Genomic DNA, 16461 nt, shown 5'->3' on the forward strand with positions numbered 1-16461 from the left:
TCTGCTGATGGAAACTAAAAGCTGCCAAAGCATTCCAATCGCAAAGATAATACTCCACAATGCCTATTAACCTTATTGATGGCAAAAGGACCTACATGTTACACAATCGGATATGGGGATCGTACTCTTGAGGAATTCATATCCCTGATACTGAACAGCAATATCACCCACCTTATAGATGTAAGGCATTATCCCCATTCATGGATGGAGGATTTTGACAAGGAATCATTGCAGACAATACTTCCAAAGAATGGGATCGCTTATGTGCACTGTGCCGGGGTGGGTGGCATGCGGGAAAGCTCTTACAGTGAATATATGGAAACAGAAGAATTCAACAACAGTTTTACCAGGCTTGTTGCTTTCATATTGGAAGTAAATAGCATAGATGGAAACCCGGTCTTAATGTGTGCTGAAAAGAATCCTAAGGACTGCCACAGGAGATACCTGGCACAGCACCTGGAACAACAATCGGGAATAGAAATAGTGCATCTGACCGAGACAGGTCAGATGGATCTGTGTTCTTTTTTCTGATAGTTATTACATTGACCGAAGACGAGCTACCCTTTCTTCAGTTGCAGGATGTGTCCGGAACAGATTGCTTAAGCCGCCTCCTTTCAGAGGATTGACTATGAACATGTGGGCAGTATTGTCCGATGCCTGCACATCTCCCCGCCTTGGCCGGTAGAGAGTCGCACCAGATTCCAGCTTTTCCAGTGCACTTGCTAGAGCCCATGGTTTTTTAGATATCCTTGCTCCCTCTTCATCGGCAGCAAACTCCCTTGATCTGGATATGGCAAGCTGGATGATGGTGGCTGCAAGAGGGGCTACAATGGCCAATGCTAAAAAGCCAAGTATATTGTTACTTCCTTCTTCATCACGACCTCCTAGTCCCCCAAATATGGCTGCCCACTGTACCCATGTGGCGATCATGGAGATAACACCTGCAATGGTCGCTGCGATCGCACTAATCAGCGTGTCCCTGTTTTTCACATGAGCCATTTCATGTGCCAGTACGCCCTCAAGCTCTTCTGTGGTCAGAAGGTCCAATATACCTGTAGTGGCAGCTACAGCTGCATGCTTGGGATCTCTGCCGGTTGCAAAGGCATTGGGCATAGCCGTATGGACTATATAGACCTTGGGCATGGGCATGTCTGCAAGGGTTGCAAGCTTCTTCACTATGTTGTGCAGTTGTGGATGTTCTGAAGCAGTTACCTCTTGTGCCTTGTACATGCGCAGTACGATCTTATCACTGTACCAGTAAGTACCGAAGTTCATGATTATAGCAAATAAAAAGGCTATAATCATTCCCGAAGGCCCTCCGATGAGCCTTCCCACTATGACCAGCAGACCGGTCAAAGATGCCAATAACAAAGTTGTTTTTAGCATGTTTCCCATATTGTTTTTACCTCAAGGATCTCTTTTGAATTTCTCATAAATTTACATATACTATATGTATGTCCATCTATAAAAATAGATCTGCTCAGAATAAATATATAAATTTAGTGTAAAAAGTGGTATGTCACGCTCACATCTCTTCGATGGTGATGTTCTCCTCTTTTTCCATCTCAATGATAAGAGCTTCCAGTTCTTTCATTTCCTGCTCCATATCCTGTACCTCAGTGTCGGTTATACTTACATTGCCTTCCGATAATATCGCATCAGCAGCCGCAGTATTATTTGTAAGAGATATTTGAGATGAGGGTGCTTCAGAAGCAGTATCACTTTTATCTGCACATCCGGAAATTACAAGGCCACAGGCCATAATGACAAGGATATAAATACTAGCATATTTAATATTTTATTCCTCCTGTGAACTATATTCTTCGGGACCACTTTCAAATCGGGAAGCCCAGTGTTTGCTTTCTTCGCCAGTGACTGCCGTATATGTGCCTTCTCCTGAAAGTACAGTGCTTCCGTTTCCTTCGATTTTCAGATCAAGTTCTGTACCTTTTATCATAACCGTAAGCCTGCTACCCGAAATGCTCACTTTGGCTGTAAGGTCAGAATATACCAGTGCTCTCTTTTGCTCAGCCTCAAGGGAATTATCTAGTTCCAGGACTATTTCAGAACCATTGCTGATCTTTATTTTTGCATCGCCTGCATGGTCCTTGATCACAAGCTGCGCATCATCTATTGTCATCTCTGCGGCTATATCTCCTGAAAGTACAGCAGTACCATTGCCTTTTGCCAGAAGTGTGCCATCACCATTAAGGGAAACTACTCCCTGCCTGTAAGTTTGAAGGATCCGAGATATCCTAGAGAGCACAGCATTTGCATCTTTGAGGTTCTCTGCCGAAGCACTCCAATATTTCCCTGAAGTGTCACCACCATTCTGATACGTCTCTCTTGCACGTTCCCTATTCTGCCGGGCTTGTTCTATAAGACCATTGTATTCCAGGAGCAATTCTTCAAGTTCTGAAGTATCCTCTCCCTGATTTTGAAGTATTTCCACTTCCAGCGAAAGGCGCTCTGAAAGAGAGGTGGACTTGTTCAGATAAATCTCAACTTTATCATCTACGAATTTTACCCTTGTCTTGTAGGCGTCTTTCACGGCATCTCTCCAGATATCATGAATATTCCTGGCCGACTTAGCGAGTTCCTTGGTTGTGGTAGCATTTTCAACAATATACTTTTCAGCATCAAGTTTAGAGATATGGTCATCGAGGTCAGCAATGATCTCATCGGCATCTTCTCTCTGAGATTCATCCACTTTCTCCTTAAGGTCTTCTAAATTAGATATTGTATAATCAATGGTTTCAAGCAAATAGGCCTGCCTTACCTCAAAAACTTCCTTTGAAGAAGCATTGATCTTACCACTGTTCATGTTGACATTTATTTGCTGTAATTTTTCCTTTGCAGCAAAATAATCATCTCTGTTCTTTTGCTGTCTTTCAGTGGCACCTTTGTCATCCGGATCATCATTGCCACTTACCGATACACGGTTCTGTTCCCCTCCCTGGTTCCCTGCTGCATTACCCTGGCTTCCCATCCCATTGTTGCCATTACCTCCTCCGGATGCAGCAAAGGCACCAGTTGAGAAAACACTCATCAACATCAGCATAATAGTAACGTAAGTAAATAATTTCATGACTTTCGTTTTTATCTCCCCTTGTATTTTTATCTCCCCTTATATTTTTATGTCCCCATGTAGATAGATATATTGATAAGCACTTTTAGTGGTTTAGTCGTTCTGTAGAAACCTACTACTGTAGAGATTCCTACAGAACCAAAGAAATCATTTTTTCAAATTATGATTCACTGTTGCAGTAATCATAGTTGTGTTCATAGTTGTAAGCTTTGGGGTCGCATACACCGGTGTTTATACATTCTCCATCACAGATTCTATCACGGTCGCAGTCTTCAATGCAATTCCCATTATTGGCCATCTTTCCTCCATTCCCGCCTTCTCCTGCTTTTCCAGACACTGCTCCGATCACCAACATGCTCACGATCAGGAGTGCAACGGAAATATAAGTGATTGTTCGTATAGTTCTCAGTTCCATTTCTCCTTTGTTCTAGATAAGACGTTTTTCGTCAATTACTATGTAAGGATATTCAAATAAATACATACTTTACTTTATAGCTGTTTTTCTTTTATATGAAGAAGGATATAAGGGTTAATTTGCTTTATTTTACTTGAATAAACTTTATAAATGCCCAGATGACAGATGATGGAAAAGATTTACATATCTTGTTGGTTAATATAAAATTGTGCCTTCCAAAAAAACTAAAAATAGAATATATCATTTGTTGATACTTATATTCTTATGTTTGTTTGTTCTCCCAATGGCGGAGGCCGCGGAAGTCGCAACAGTCCATGGTGCAGTATATGATTGGGAGACCTTCAAGCTTCTGGAGAACACAATTGTTGAAGTGAACTCCACACCTCCGCAGTCACAGGTAGCCAAATATGGTCTCTACTCCTTTGATCTGCCGATGGGCATCTACATCCTCAAAGCAAGTTATTATGAGAATGGTGAACTGGCCTCATACAGAGAAGAAATGCTCAATATTACAGATGGAGGAGACTATCTGCTGGACATGTTGCTTCTACCGGCTTATCCTGAAAGCAATTTGAATGATAGTGACCTTCCGGAGATTCCGACACTGATAGAAGAAGAAAATCCCCTTCCGGGGAATAATGGCTCTAAAAGCACCATTTTCTTAATAGTGGCAGGCTCGTTGCTAATTGCAGGTGCAATCGTATTTTTGGTATTGAAAAAGAAACAAAGTTCTCAGAAAGCCTATCTGGAAACCAGTTTATATGAAACTGAATACTCAGGTTCAGAGAATACAACTGATGATGGTGTATCGCTGCCGCAAGACCTTCAACAGGTAGTCAACATCATAAAAGCCAATGGAGGACGTATTACTCAAAGAGAACTTCGTAACAAGATACATTATTCAGAGGCTAAAGTAAGCCTTATGATATCTGATCTTGAGAACAGGGGCATTGTCGAGAAATATAAAAAAGGAAGGGGTAACATCATAGTACTCAAATATGCAGAACACCAAAATATATAATTGTGTTAAGTACCTATGTTTTTCAAAATAGATAATCATTTCAAATAAAACGAGGCAGCACATGCGAGTTTCTATGGATATAGAATTACAGGATGCTCCAGGACAACTGGTGCATGCACTGAAGCCAATATCTGAGTTCAGGGGCAACCTGGTCTCTGTGGTACATCATCATGAGAAAAGAACTCCAAGAGGTACCATTCCTGTACAAGTGGTATTTGAGACAGAGTCCCTGAGCATAACTACTCTTATAACCAAGCTGGAAAATCTTGGTGTGGGAGTGATCCGGGTAAATGAAGAGAGGTATCTAGAAAGAGGGACAGTCGTGCTCATAGGTCATATAGTGCACACAGACCTGGAAGACACTATCGATACGATTGATAAAACTGGATATGCAGAAGTAGTTGAACTGCATCTTTCTATGCCCAGCATAAATAAATCATCCTCTGCCTCATTCAAGCTTGATGCCGTCGGAAAGAAAGAATTGAGGGATGCAATATCATTGCTAAGGTCGATAGCCCAGAAAAAAGACCTTGTGCTGATAGAACCCATTGAGAGTGAGATCCTGTGAGGTCATAAAATGAAAACAATAAAGGCATCAATAATTGGTTTTGGCTCTGTTGGACAGGGAGTGGCAAGAGTATTGCTCCGCAAGAAAGAGGAATTCAGATCAATTGGCCTTGAAATTATGGTTGTGGCAGTGGCAGATTCAAAGACTGCTGTAGTTGATCTGGAAGGTGTGGACCTTGCAACGGTGCTTGAGCGCAAGGAATCAGAAGGTGTGGTGGGTGATGCCCATATCACAGGCCATGATATCATCCGTGACATAGAACACGATCTGGTCATAGAAACAACTCCTACTAATATAGATACCGGTGGTGTGGGACTGCAGAACATGCTTACTGCATTCAGTAAAAAAAGGCATGTGGTAACATCCAATAAAGGACCACTTGCTTTAAAATACAGGGAACTTGCAGCACTGGCAGAGAAGTCTGGTTGCGCTTTCAGGTTTGAAGCAACCGTGGGAGGTGCAATGCCTTTGCTCAATCTTGTGAGGGATACTCTGGCAGGTAATGATGTTATCAGTATAGAAGGCATATTCAATGGCACCTGTAATTATATCCTTACTCGTATGATGGAAGAGCACGCAACCTATGAGCTCATGCTTGCAGAGGCACAGGAACTGGGTATAGCGGAAAAGGACCCTGCCTATGACGTGGAAGGCATAGACACAGCATGCAAGCTTGTGATCCTTGCAAATGCTATTTTTGGAATAGATGCCACGTACAAAGATGTGCAGGTTACAGGTATCTCTCGCATCACTCCTGAGGCGTTGATGCTGGCCGAGACCGATGGTTATGTTATAAAGCTCATAGGAGAGGTCAACAAGCAGAGGATCCAGGTAGCTCCACGGCTTGTACCAATAGGCCATCCGCTAGCGGTAGGTGGAACTATGAATGTAGCCTCGCTGCAAACCGATCTTGCCGGACCCGTTATAGTTGTTGGCAGAGGTGCAGGTTCCATAGAGACAGCAAGCGCTATTCTCAGCGATATTGTTTCCATTTGCAAGGAATAAAAGCTGATCACAATGACAAGCTTCAGGGAGTTCTGCAGGACATGTAAAGTCATAGAAGAAACAGCCGGATCTCTGGATATGACAGCTCTTGTGGCAGAGCTCTTCTCTCTTGTGACAAGTGAGGAGTTGCCGGTAGTAACTCATTTTGTCATGGGCGAAGTCTTTCCCGCATGGAGTGATGAAGAAGTAGGCCTGGGCACAGGTATTCTTCTCAATGCACTTTCCAAATCATCAGGTCTGCCAGTGAAGGAAATAGAAGACGTAGTAAGGGAAACCGGAGATATAGGCAAGACTACAGTGAAAGTTCTGGGCAAAATATCTAAGGGGCAGGCTACTTTTTCTTCGTTTTTAGACTCACCTGTGGAACTAAGCATCATGGAAGTCTATGAAAGATTCAAGGACATAGCCCATGCAACAGGCAAGGGGTCCCAGACATCCAGGATAAAGCATCTACAATATCTTTTTAACTCGGCGTCTGCTGAAGATGTTGGGTATATAGCCAGGCTTGCCATAGAGGACATGAGGATAGGTGTGGGAGAAGGTATTGTCAGGGATGCCATTGCAAAGGCTTTTGAAGTTCCCGTAGCATCCGTTGAAAGAGGCTTCATGCTCACTAATGACATGGGAATTGTGGCTGTCACTGCAAAAGAAGGTGGTGATGAGGCTCTTTTAGAATTAGGATTGCAGATAGGCAGGCCTATAAAACTAATGCTTGCACAAGTAACACCGGATATTGAAACTGCTATAAGGGAGCTGGGAGTTGTCGCTGCAGAGTGGAAATTTGATGGTGCCAGGGTGCAGATACATAAAAAGGGCGATGAGGTCATCCTCTACTCCCGGCGCCTGGAGAACATCACAGGCTCGCTTCCCGACATTGTATCGTCAGTAAAGAGGGCAGTAAAAGCTGATTCTGCCATACTTGACGGGGAGGCTGTGGCGATTGACGAAAATGGAAGACCGAAACCATTCCAGGAGATCCTTAAGCGTCTCAGACGTAAACATGATGTACAGAACAAGGTAAGACACATACCACTTATTCTTAACCTTTTTGACATCATGTACCTTGATGGTGAAAGCCTTATAGAGCTCCCCCTGCAAAAGAGACGGGAATTCCTTGTAGCCTCTGTAGAGAACGATGATCTCGTCCGCGTGGACAGCCAGCTCATAACATCAGACCTTTCACAGATAGAAAACATGTATGAACAGGCATTGAGTGCAGGTCATGAAGGCATTATGATAAAGAACCCTGCATCTCCATATTCACCGGGAAAGCGGGGAAAGAACTGGCTTAAGAAAAAACCAGTTATGGAAACTCTGGACCTTGTAGTAATAGGGGCGGAATGGGGCTATGGCAGAAGGACAAGTTTTCTTGGTTCTTATGCATTGGCCTGTCATGACCCTGACACAGGCCAGTTCCTGCCGGTAGGTAAAGTGGCCACCGGAATATCTGATGAGCAACTGGCAGAACTAACAGAAATGTTCAGGGAACATGTCATTTCAGGATCCGGTACTAGTGTGGAGATCAGACCGCATATACTCTTTGAAGTGGCTTTCGAAGAGATACAGAAGAGCACGAACTATGAGTCTGGATATGCATTGCGCTTTCCACGGCTTGTACGTGTAAGAGATGATAAGTCACTGGAAGAGGTTGACACGCTGGAACGTCTTGAGGACATGTACAGGACCCAGCGTAAATGAGCATTCATAAGGTCATTAGAGTGTACTTTTTTGTTTCAAAAAGTATTATACCTATCACCCCATAACTTACAATCATATGAAAAATAAGTTGCTTGTAAGTATAGTGCTGATATCTTTTCTGGCATTTTCTGGATGTACAGACAAAGAAAACATGCCGGATACTGGCAGTAATACCAGTACAAATGTATCTGTAGATGACACAAAATACTTTGAAATATACATTGATAATTATGCCTTCCATCCTCAATCCATCACTATTTCCCGGGGCGATACGATAAGGTGGACAAACAATGATTCAGTGCCATTCATTGTCAAAAGCAGTGTATTCCAGTCCCCCACACTGACCAAAGACATGACCTTCACCTACACTTTCCATGAGAGACGTACATATAACTATTATCTTGCCACACATCCTTATACACAAAGTGGAACAATAGTGGTGGAGTAAAAAAACAGGTTCTGTCATATAATTTTCTTTTTTGGAAGAATTGAATAACTTGTGGCTATATATGACACGGAAATTGAGATGGAGAGGACATTCTATGGTAAACGCCGAAAATACTAAAGAGAAGCTTGATCCCAAACTTTACATCCTTTCCATTTCCAAGTTATTCAAAGATATGGGCACAGGTATACTTGCTTTTCTTATACCTCTGTACATAGTTCAAACCCATAGCTTCTTTGCACCGGGAATTCCCGATGTTGTAAAAGCAGGCATAGTAGCCACAGTATTTGGATTTAGCAATGCATTTTCCCAACCATTTTCAGGCAGATTATCAGACAGGCTGGATAAAAGAAAGTCTTTTGTAATATTCGGCCTTGCAGGTTTCATGGTGGTCTCGGTGCTTTATTCTCATGTTTCTATGTTCGAGCACGTGGTGCTTCTAAGAGCAGTACAGGGGATAACCGTCGGTGCAACAGTACCTGCCATCGTGGCAATGGTGACACATTTCTCAACATCCGGCACCAGGGGTAGAGCTATAGGCATATATTCAAGCATGAGGGGATTCGGTTATGGTATAGGTGCAATGATCGGTGGTATAGTAGCTACCTATTTTGGATTCACTGCCGGATTCTATTTGTGTGCTCTTCTGGGTTTTATAAGTTTACTACTTGTGCAGTTATTCGTGGGTGAGACACATAACAGGCATGAAAAAAGAAGAACAAAAGACCAGAATAATGATGGAGCATCACAGTTCCATGCCCTGTCCTTTGCAATGTTCATTATAATGGTCGGGATCATGATAATATTCGCTTTTCTCCCGGAATACGAGGTCCGCCTGCAAGCCTCGGAACTTTCTCTCAGTATTGCAGTGTCCGCATATGTCATTTCCAGAGTGATACTGCAAACTCCCATTGGTGTGCTCTCTGACAGATATGGACGCAAAAGGCTGATACTATACGGCCTGCTCCTGAATATACCAGTAGTGCTGGGATTAGGATATGTAACCAGGGTAGAAGAGCTCATAGTGCTGCGTGCCTTGCAGGGACTTTGCATGGCTTCTGTGGAAACCCCTGTCATGGCCCTTGCAGTGGAACTTGCAGGAGGTGCTTCCGTAAGTTCACGGATAAGCTCCATCACCAGCGCACAGGCAGCAGGTACAGCTTTTGGTCCCCTTATAGGAGGATTCCTTGGAGGATATGTATCTTTCACAATGCCTTTCTATGTATGCGCAGCCATGATGGCCATCTCACTGCTAGTGGTTATGTATATGGTTACAGAACCAAAACTCACTACCAATGCCAGCCCTGATGCATGAAGGTTATAATGAGAATTGGTATCTAAAGAGTTATGTTCAGCCGACAACACTCATATCAGCTATCCGAAGCGAAGGCGTTACTGTGCCGCCTACTTGCCTCAGATCCTTACCGGCACCATTTATAGTCCTAAGAATATTGAAAACATTTCCTGACAGCATAAGAGATCTGATAGGACTTGAAAGCTCTCCTTTCTCGATGATGAAGGCATTCCGTGCTTCTACTGAAAAGTCACCTGATAGGTAATTAGCGGTATGTGCTCCGATGACCGTGTTAATGTAGATCCCTTTATCCGTGTCTTCGATCACATTGCTTTGTTCATGTCCAATAATAAAATTGCGTGTCCCTACAGAGGGAGGTGAGGAATAGGAATGTCTTGAAGCGTTGCCTGTACTGCTTATACCTTCCTTGCCTGCAGTATAGGTATCATATAGATAGGACTTGAAAACACCTTTATCTATTACAGGAGTTGTCTGGGAAGGAATACCTTCATCATCCGCCATAGCTGTCTCAAGACCCCCTTCAAGAAGTCCATCGTCTGTTATAGATAACTTCTCACTTGCAATCATTTCTCCTTTACGTCCAATGAGACTGGACCTGCCTTTTTGAACATTGTCTGCATCAATAGCAGAGGAAAAGATACCTGTCAGAAGATCAGCAACTGCAAATGGATGCAGAATGATCTCTGTACGGTGAGGTTCAATGGAAATACCATTCTTTGACATGGATGCAAGTTCAGAAGCAGCCTTGCCCAAATTGAAAAAATCAATGTCCATTTTTCTAGACATGTCGTATTCATAGGCAGTGGTAGGTTCTTCCTGACCAGTTATAACATCTACGAACCCGCTTATTGCTGTTCCTCTGTCCTCTACCTCTATGCCATTACTATTTAATATCAAACGCCTGCTTACCACACGGGAAAACGAGCCTGCAGTTACAAGCACTTCAGGTAAAGATGATGCTCCTGCCAGCATGTTAGTGGAAAACTCTATACATTCGTCAAGTTCCATATCTTTGATACGGGGATCGAACGCACCCTTTATTTCGGGATACTTCCCATCAGTTGGAAAAGACTTCCATGCAGGATCCGTTCCTCTGATCCTGGCAGAGGAAACTGCTGTCCTTGCAGCTTCTTCCATTTTAGTGTCTATATTGGTACTTGAGAAACCAACAGCACCGTTAACAACTGCACGAATTCCCATTCCTTTATTTATGTTTTCCCTGGAACCTTCGATCACGCCTTTGCGAATGTCTATACTGGTCATTTCGCTTTTGACCAGATAGACCTCAGCCTCGTCGGCACCTGCTTTGAGGGCAGCACGGAGGGCTTTTCTTGCAATGTCATACATTCAGACACCTCCGACAACAGCCTTTGAGATGCAAATATGAGGAGAACCATCGCTCACAGGTACCAGCTGTCCGCCTTTGCCACATCTCCCGGAATTCATTTTCAGATCATTGCCCACATGTGTAACATTGTTGAGGATCTCAAGGGTCTTTCCGGACAGAGATACATCTCTCATGAGGGTTGTGATCTCTCCTTTTTCAATGAGATATGCCTTTTCTGCATTGAACTGGAATATGCCTTCACCAGTGTTGACCTGTCCGCCTCTGGAACCAATAAGGTACATTCCATCGCCTATTTCCTCAAGCATTTCTTCAAAGGTGGATTTGCCATTATCAAGATATGTATTGCTCATGCGCACTATAGGCATGGAATATCCCTGACACCTGCTGTGTCCGGGTTCGCCTCCAAGCTTTGCTGAAGTTTCTCTGGAATGCAGATAAGAACTCATAACACCATCCTTTATGATGGTAGTCTTTTGTGATTGTGCCCCTTCATCATCGAACGGGAAATAACCATATTCATGAAGCGTAGGATCATCCACTATAGTGATAAGGGGTGAAGCTATCTGTTTTCCAATCATATTCTCAAGTATGGAACTTCCCTCAAGCACCAGATCAGCTTCTGAAGCATGACCTACAGCCTCATGTACGAAAACTCCTGCAAGTTCTTGATCAAGTATCACAGGCATATTACCTCCCTTTGCAGGCTTGGCATGTATGAGCTGAAGGGCTTCGTTAGCTGCATTTGTTGCAAGCTCAAGAGCATCTGTTTCATCGAATATCTCATATCCTTTGACACCGAACTTGCTTTCCCTTCCTGCCTGGTAAATGCCATTCTCTGAGGCCACTGCACTAACAGCAAATCCGGATCTTATAAGCTCGTATTCACAATCCAGACCGTCAATGTTGTTATAACACACCTTGACTTCAGATTCAGAGTAGACGGCACTTGTGCTGCTTATCCCCTCAAGTTTTGCACGCTTGCTCATTTCCTTGAGCAGTGCTACTTTTTCTTCAATGGATATATCCCTTGGATCGACCTTTATGCGAGGAAGGTCTTTTAAAGTTGGTTTGCCTACCGTCTTGAGGTCTACTTTTTCTTTGGGATTGCGGGAATTCATACTAACAGCGAGCTCAGAAGCAGCATTTAGTGCTTTCTTCTCATTGAAATAGCCATCAGCTGAAGTAAAACCCCATGAACCACCACACAGAGCGCGTATGCCTCCTCCTCTTGTATAGTTCACAGATATCTCTTCAACGTTTCCATTGTCAATAATTATGGACGTAGTGGTAGCATCTACCACCCTTACGTCGTAAAAGTCAACATTTTTCATGGGAGTCATATTAAAACCAATATCCTCATGTGGGAACAACTTCAGGAATATCGAGGTTAAGCTTAAGGTTTGTTAGTTTCGAAAGCTTCTCTACTATTCTCTGTTTATCGACTCCCACAAGGCTGTGCTCTATAACTTCTATTATGTTAGTTACAGGCACTATTTCGATCTTATCCTTATAGGCTTCTTCTATAAGCACATCATCCTCATTGGATTTAGGAATGATGACTTTCTTTATCCCTGCCAAAGCTGCAGCCTCTATCTTGTAGGTTGCACCACCAATTGGTAGTACGTCACCTCTCACAGAAAGCGACCCAGTCATTGCCACAGACTGATCCACGGGTATGTTCTCCAGGGCGGAGATCACAGCAGTAGCTATGGATATCGATGCACTGTCGCCTTCCACACCTTCATAGGTCCCTATGAACTGTATGTGGATATCATGGTTTGATGTATCTTTTCCAGTGATATTCTTTATCACAGCAGATACATTCTGGACAGCTTCTTTAGCTATATCCTTAAGCATACCGGTGGCGATAACACGTCCTTCTGAACTTGATTGAGCTGGCGTCACTTCAGCCATTATAGGTAACACTATGCCAGAGTCTCCCCCCATTACGGCAAGACCGTTAACCCTGCCCACGGCCGAACCGTTCTTCTGGAACAGCTGATAATCTTTGCGCCTTTCAAGATAGCTATCGGCCAGTTGCTGTTCAATGGAGCGGGCCATCTTCTTTGCAGCCAATACATGTTTAGCAGTGGTCACCACAGCCTCCTCAGCATGAGCAATATCTCCGGCTACTCTTACAAGACCGCCGAGATCCCTTAGCTTCAGGGTAAGGTGTCCTTTTCTTCCCGCCCTGCGTCTGGCTTCCCTGATAACCTCATTGACTGCAGACTTGTCAAAAGGAGGTATATGTCCATCACGCATTACCTCCTGGGCTACGAAACGTACAAGATTCCTGCGGTTCTCGAGATCATCCTCCATGGAATCCCGCATGAATATTTCATAGCCGTATCCCTTGATCCTTGATCTGAGGGCAGGATGCATTTTTTCCACTGCATCGAGATTACCTGCAGCCACCATGATAAAATCACATGGTACAGGCTCTGTCTTTACGAGGGCTCCGGAACTGCGTTCTGATTGTCCGGTAATGGCATATTCTTTTTCCTGAAGCGCTGTAAGCATACTCTGTTGCGATTCCAGGCTTAGAGTATTGATCTCATCTATGAACAAAACACCCTTGTGCGATTTATGTATATCTCCGCTCTCAACCCTGTCATGCGCAGGAGTTTCAAGTCCTCCTGACTGGAAAGGATCGTGGCGTACATCACCGAGGAGAGCTCCTGCGTGAGTGCCTGTTGCATCGATGTAAGGAGCATGTTCTTTGTTGTAATTATTAACAACAAGTTTAGGTATCATCATCTCTTCTTTTGGGAGCAACTGGCGTGTAAGCAGAAGTATCATTATAGCTGCTATGATCCCCCACAATAGTTGGTCCACATAGAAAGAATATATGATTATACCAAAAACCAGTAGCATCATCAGCATGTTCCTGGATTGGGCCTTTTTCTGGGCTTCCAGTTTATGGGCCATGACTATTTCTCTTCCCTTACCAGCGGGTACAGTCCTTATCTTGGGATTGTTCTGGTCCTCAGGATTAGGGTAAGCAAGGATATCCTGAAGTTCTTCTTTGGGTAAAAGTTCTGCCATAGCCTTCGCCAGTAAAGATTTACCGGTACCGGGGGTCCCTATCATCATTACATGTCGGCGCTGGCTAGCCGCCTTCTTGACCACTGTCACAGCATGTTCCTGCCCGATGATCTGATCAATCAACAGTTCCGGAACATCTATGGAGTCCGTAGTGTTGAAATCAAAATCATAAAGTTCGTTTTGATCAATAGTAGTCATCTCTGTATCCATGATTTGCTCACAGTTATGATTTCTGTTGTCAACCTGACTATTCCTTTTGTCCATTGATTCTGCATATATAGATGCACATATAAAATAAATGTATTCCTTTATATTGCAAAACTATATGAATATTAAAGCTGATATGCAGGAAGTGTTCAGAGAATGAAATCCATTATTCATATACTTATTGCTTTCATGTTTGTAATGATATTCAGCTCATTGCCGGCAACTGCGGCAACGGAAGATTCACCATATATACATTACAGACAAATGACAATGAACTTCAGTGGAACCGATGCCACGGTTACTCTTTTGTTTAAACTCGATACATTTGCACAGGCTTACACGTTACTCATGGGAAGCCATAATCTTAAGGGCGATATAAGGAAGATGTTCTTTGAATTCGACGAGGTGACCGTGTACCAGATAGGTAAAGACTATGCTACCCTCAGGATAAACAATGTCTCACAGTTAAGTGACGGATATTACCTGCATAATTCAAGAGCTTTAGGTTCAAGTGTAGATATGCTCACGATGGTCTATCCAAGCGGTGCAAGTAAGCAGATGTCCAATGCAAAACAAACATCGAATATCTTTTACTGATCACGCTCTTTGTTTCTTGTTTACTTTCCTGTTTACGCTACTGCTCGCTTTTATGAAATTGGATAAGCTCGTATAATGTAATATTTGGGTGTGCAGCCGATGTACTAAATTCTGTTGATTAAGCATGCGGCACATGCCTGCTGGCTGCACTTGGTGCAATGATGAAATAGACATTATAGTTTCAAAAATAAATTGATAGAACAATGTCTTTTTCTGGTGAGCTGCAAATTTTACTACGCAAAGAAAAGAAAACAAGTGAACTATATATAATAGCTCCCACTTTGAATAGGTAGATAGCTTTTTCTGATTATATGGAACAAAAGGTTTATCTGCTATGACAATGTATGGGTGGTGCCGATAAGGGCTCGTGGTCTAGTTGGTTATGACGTCGCCTTGACATGGCGGAGGTCCTGAGTTCGACTCTCAGCGGGCCCATCAGCAAAACGAAGAACAGTTAAGTTTAAATCGGAAAACAGCATTAAGGTGCTATGCTGGCCCCCCCTAAGGCCCAGGTAGCTCAGTCTGGGAGAGCGCTGCCCTGAAGAGGCAGTTGTCCCCGGTTCAAATCCGGGTCTGGGCACCAAATAATGCACATCAGTAGTGTAGCGGTTATCACCTGGCGTTGCCAACGCTAGAACCCGGGTTCGAATCCCGGCTGATGTATAATAATTTATTTTTTTTTTGCATATATATTTATAATTACAACTAATTATATTAATGAATGATTTAGGAATGAATAAAGAGACGAGATTGTATCTTCATTCATTAAAGATCCAATCATAGATACGTAAGTATTATAGATACGTAAGTATTATGCATACATCCGTGACAACTTTAAACAACAATATAAAATAAGAAGTTAATAGAGAGTATTCTTACCGAACTCTCTTTATAAATGCTGCTAAGTCTCAGAAAAAAGGTTGTTTTTCTCTGCAATTAGTCGATTTTCTCGAACTTGGATGCAGGTGCTCCACAGACAGGACAGTTACTTTCAGGTTTACCTTCGTGAGTATGACCGCAGACGCTGCAGACATAGTAGTCAACCTCTTCGTTCTTCCCGATCTCAGAAAGCGCTTTTTCGAATAGTCCGGCATGTATCCTTTCCACTTTATTGGCCACTTCAAAGCTCCATTGAGCCCTGTTATCTCCTTCAGTCTTTGCCTCCTCAATGAATTTCGGATACATACTTTCAAATTCGTATGTCTCACCATTAATGGCTTCTTTCAGATTGTCCATTGTAGTTCCGATCCCACCCATACGCTGCAGGTGGTTCAATGCATGGACTGTTTCAGCAGCAGCAGCAGCTCTAAAAAGTTTAGCTATTTGAGAGTAACCTTCATCATCTGCTTTTTTTGCAAAAGCAAGGTATGTCCGATTTGCCATTGATTCGCCAGTAAACGCTGCCTTTAGATTATCCTTTGAGCTCATTATATCTCCCCATACTTTAAAATCTTTACTTTTGATTACATTCAGTTTTCATATGTTTGCCAAAATATGAAAATTGGAAATTCAAAACGCATTTGTGAGATTTATTTACTTAATTTTGATACTCGAATTGAACGAAAATAAATTTATTTCAGTTCATCTGACCAAAATATTTTCACCATGCCGATTGATTTATCACAATTACGATTTGGCATAGATTTTATGCAATGCTATTATTAAAATGTATTCCATATGGTAAATAGAGACACTACAGAGGATTCTGA

Annotated in this window: 16 protein-coding genes and 3 tRNA genes; 11 read left to right on the forward strand and 8 right to left on the reverse strand. The window is 42.9% G+C overall.

What is annotated here, in order from left to right:
• The first annotated feature begins 78 nt into the window (after positions 1 to 78).
• On the forward strand, positions 79 to 531 hold the full coding sequence (locus METHO_RS07990; RefSeq protein ID WP_015325031.1) for a DUF488 domain-containing protein: 453 nt from the start codon (positions 79 to 81) through the stop codon (positions 529 to 531).
• 6 nt (positions 532 to 537) lie between these two features.
• Here the strand turns inward: METHO_RS07990 and htpX are convergent, their stop codons facing one another.
• From htpX to METHO_RS08010, 4 genes are all read right to left on the reverse strand, one after another.
• The gene (htpX, locus tag METHO_RS07995) at positions 538 to 1395 is read right to left on the reverse strand and encodes a zinc metalloprotease HtpX (RefSeq protein WP_015325032.1); all 858 of its coding nucleotides are present in this window, start codon (positions 1393 to 1395) and stop codon (positions 538 to 540) included.
• A 130-nt stretch (positions 1396 to 1525) separates the two neighbouring features.
• The gene (locus METHO_RS08000) at positions 1526 to 1762 is read right to left on the reverse strand and encodes a hypothetical protein (RefSeq protein ID WP_015325033.1); all 237 of its coding nucleotides are present in this window, start codon (positions 1760 to 1762) and stop codon (positions 1526 to 1528) included.
• Between the two features lie 36 nt (positions 1763 to 1798).
• Positions 1799 to 3088 carry a hypothetical protein gene (locus METHO_RS08005; protein WP_015325034.1) on the reverse strand — a complete coding sequence of 430 codons (1290 nt, stop codon included), beginning with the start codon at positions 3086 to 3088 and terminating at the stop codon, positions 1799 to 1801.
• A 160-nt stretch (positions 3089 to 3248) separates the two neighbouring features.
• Entirely contained in the window at positions 3249 to 3503 is a 255-nt protein-coding gene (locus METHO_RS08010; protein ID WP_015325035.1) for a hypothetical protein, read from the reverse strand.
• Positions 3504 to 3786: 283 nt separating this feature from the next.
• On the opposite strand from METHO_RS08010, the gene METHO_RS08015 reads away from it, so the two are divergent.
• The 6 genes from METHO_RS08015 (at position 3787) to METHO_RS08040 (ending at position 9555) form a co-directional block, all read left to right on the forward strand.
• Positions 3787 to 4524: a DUF7343 domain-containing protein gene (locus METHO_RS08015; RefSeq protein WP_015325036.1), complete on the forward strand. Its 738-nt coding sequence runs from the start codon at positions 3787 to 3789 to the stop codon at positions 4522 to 4524.
• Between the two features lie 61 nt (positions 4525 to 4585).
• Positions 4586 to 5092: an allosteric regulator of homoserine dehydrogenase gene (locus METHO_RS08020; protein WP_015325037.1), complete on the forward strand. Its 507-nt coding sequence runs from the start codon at positions 4586 to 4588 to the stop codon at positions 5090 to 5092.
• A 9-nt stretch (positions 5093 to 5101) separates the two neighbouring features.
• A complete protein-coding gene (locus METHO_RS08025; RefSeq protein ID WP_015325038.1) occupies positions 5102 to 6097 on the forward strand; it encodes a homoserine dehydrogenase in 996 nt (331 codons plus the stop codon).
• 12 nt (positions 6098 to 6109) lie between these two features.
• Entirely contained in the window at positions 6110 to 7795 is a 1686-nt protein-coding gene (locus METHO_RS08030; RefSeq protein ID WP_015325039.1) for an ATP-dependent DNA ligase, read from the forward strand.
• A gap of 76 nt (positions 7796 to 7871) precedes the next feature.
• A complete protein-coding gene (locus tag METHO_RS08035; protein ID WP_015325040.1) occupies positions 7872 to 8243 on the forward strand; it encodes a cupredoxin domain-containing protein in 372 nt (123 codons plus the stop codon).
• Between the two features lie 94 nt (positions 8244 to 8337).
• The gene (locus METHO_RS08040) at positions 8338 to 9555 is read left to right on the forward strand and encodes an MFS transporter (protein WP_015325041.1); all 1218 of its coding nucleotides are present in this window, start codon (positions 8338 to 8340) and stop codon (positions 9553 to 9555) included.
• 36 nt (positions 9556 to 9591) lie between these two features.
• On the opposite strand, the gene METHO_RS08045 is transcribed toward METHO_RS08040, so the two are convergent.
• From METHO_RS08045 to lonB, 3 genes are read right to left on the reverse strand one after another with little or no spacing between them, the layout of a single operon-like run.
• Positions 9592 to 10902, reverse strand: a complete 1311-nt coding sequence (locus METHO_RS08045; protein WP_015325042.1) for a TldD/PmbA family protein — start codon at positions 10900 to 10902, stop codon at positions 9592 to 9594.
• Entirely contained in the window at positions 10903 to 12234 is a 1332-nt protein-coding gene (locus tag METHO_RS08050; RefSeq protein ID WP_156811226.1) for a TldD/PmbA family protein, read from the reverse strand.
• A 25-nt stretch (positions 12235 to 12259) separates the two neighbouring features.
• Positions 12260 to 14158, reverse strand: a complete 1899-nt coding sequence (lonB, locus tag METHO_RS08055; protein ID WP_015325044.1) for an ATP-dependent protease LonB — start codon at positions 14156 to 14158, stop codon at positions 12260 to 12262.
• A gap of 153 nt (positions 14159 to 14311) precedes the next feature.
• On the opposite strand from lonB, the gene METHO_RS08060 reads away from it, so the two are divergent.
• From METHO_RS08060 to METHO_RS08075, 4 genes are all read left to right on the forward strand, one after another.
• Complete coding sequence (locus tag METHO_RS08060) at positions 14312 to 14752, forward strand: hypothetical protein (protein ID WP_015325045.1); 441 nt, start codon at positions 14312 to 14314, stop codon at positions 14750 to 14752.
• A 361-nt stretch (positions 14753 to 15113) separates the two neighbouring features.
• Positions 15114 to 15187: transfer RNA gene (locus METHO_RS08065), tRNA-Val, on the forward strand.
• A 71-nt stretch (positions 15188 to 15258) separates the two neighbouring features.
• A tRNA-Phe gene (locus METHO_RS08070) sits at positions 15259 to 15335 on the forward strand.
• 8 nt (positions 15336 to 15343) lie between these two features.
• A tRNA-Gly gene (locus tag METHO_RS08075) sits at positions 15344 to 15415 on the forward strand.
• A gap of 273 nt (positions 15416 to 15688) precedes the next feature.
• Here METHO_RS08075 and METHO_RS08080 read toward each other — a convergent pair.
• Positions 15689 to 16180 (reverse strand): rubrerythrin family protein, encoded by a 492-nt coding sequence (locus METHO_RS08080; protein ID WP_015325046.1) that lies wholly within the window; start codon positions 16178 to 16180, stop codon positions 15689 to 15691.
• Positions 16181 to 16461 lie beyond the last annotated feature (281 nt).

It is taken from the genome of Methanomethylovorans hollandica DSM 15978 (genome assembly GCF_000328665.1).
Lineage (GTDB): Archaea > Halobacteriota > Methanosarcinia > Methanosarcinales > Methanosarcinaceae > Methanomethylovorans > Methanomethylovorans hollandica.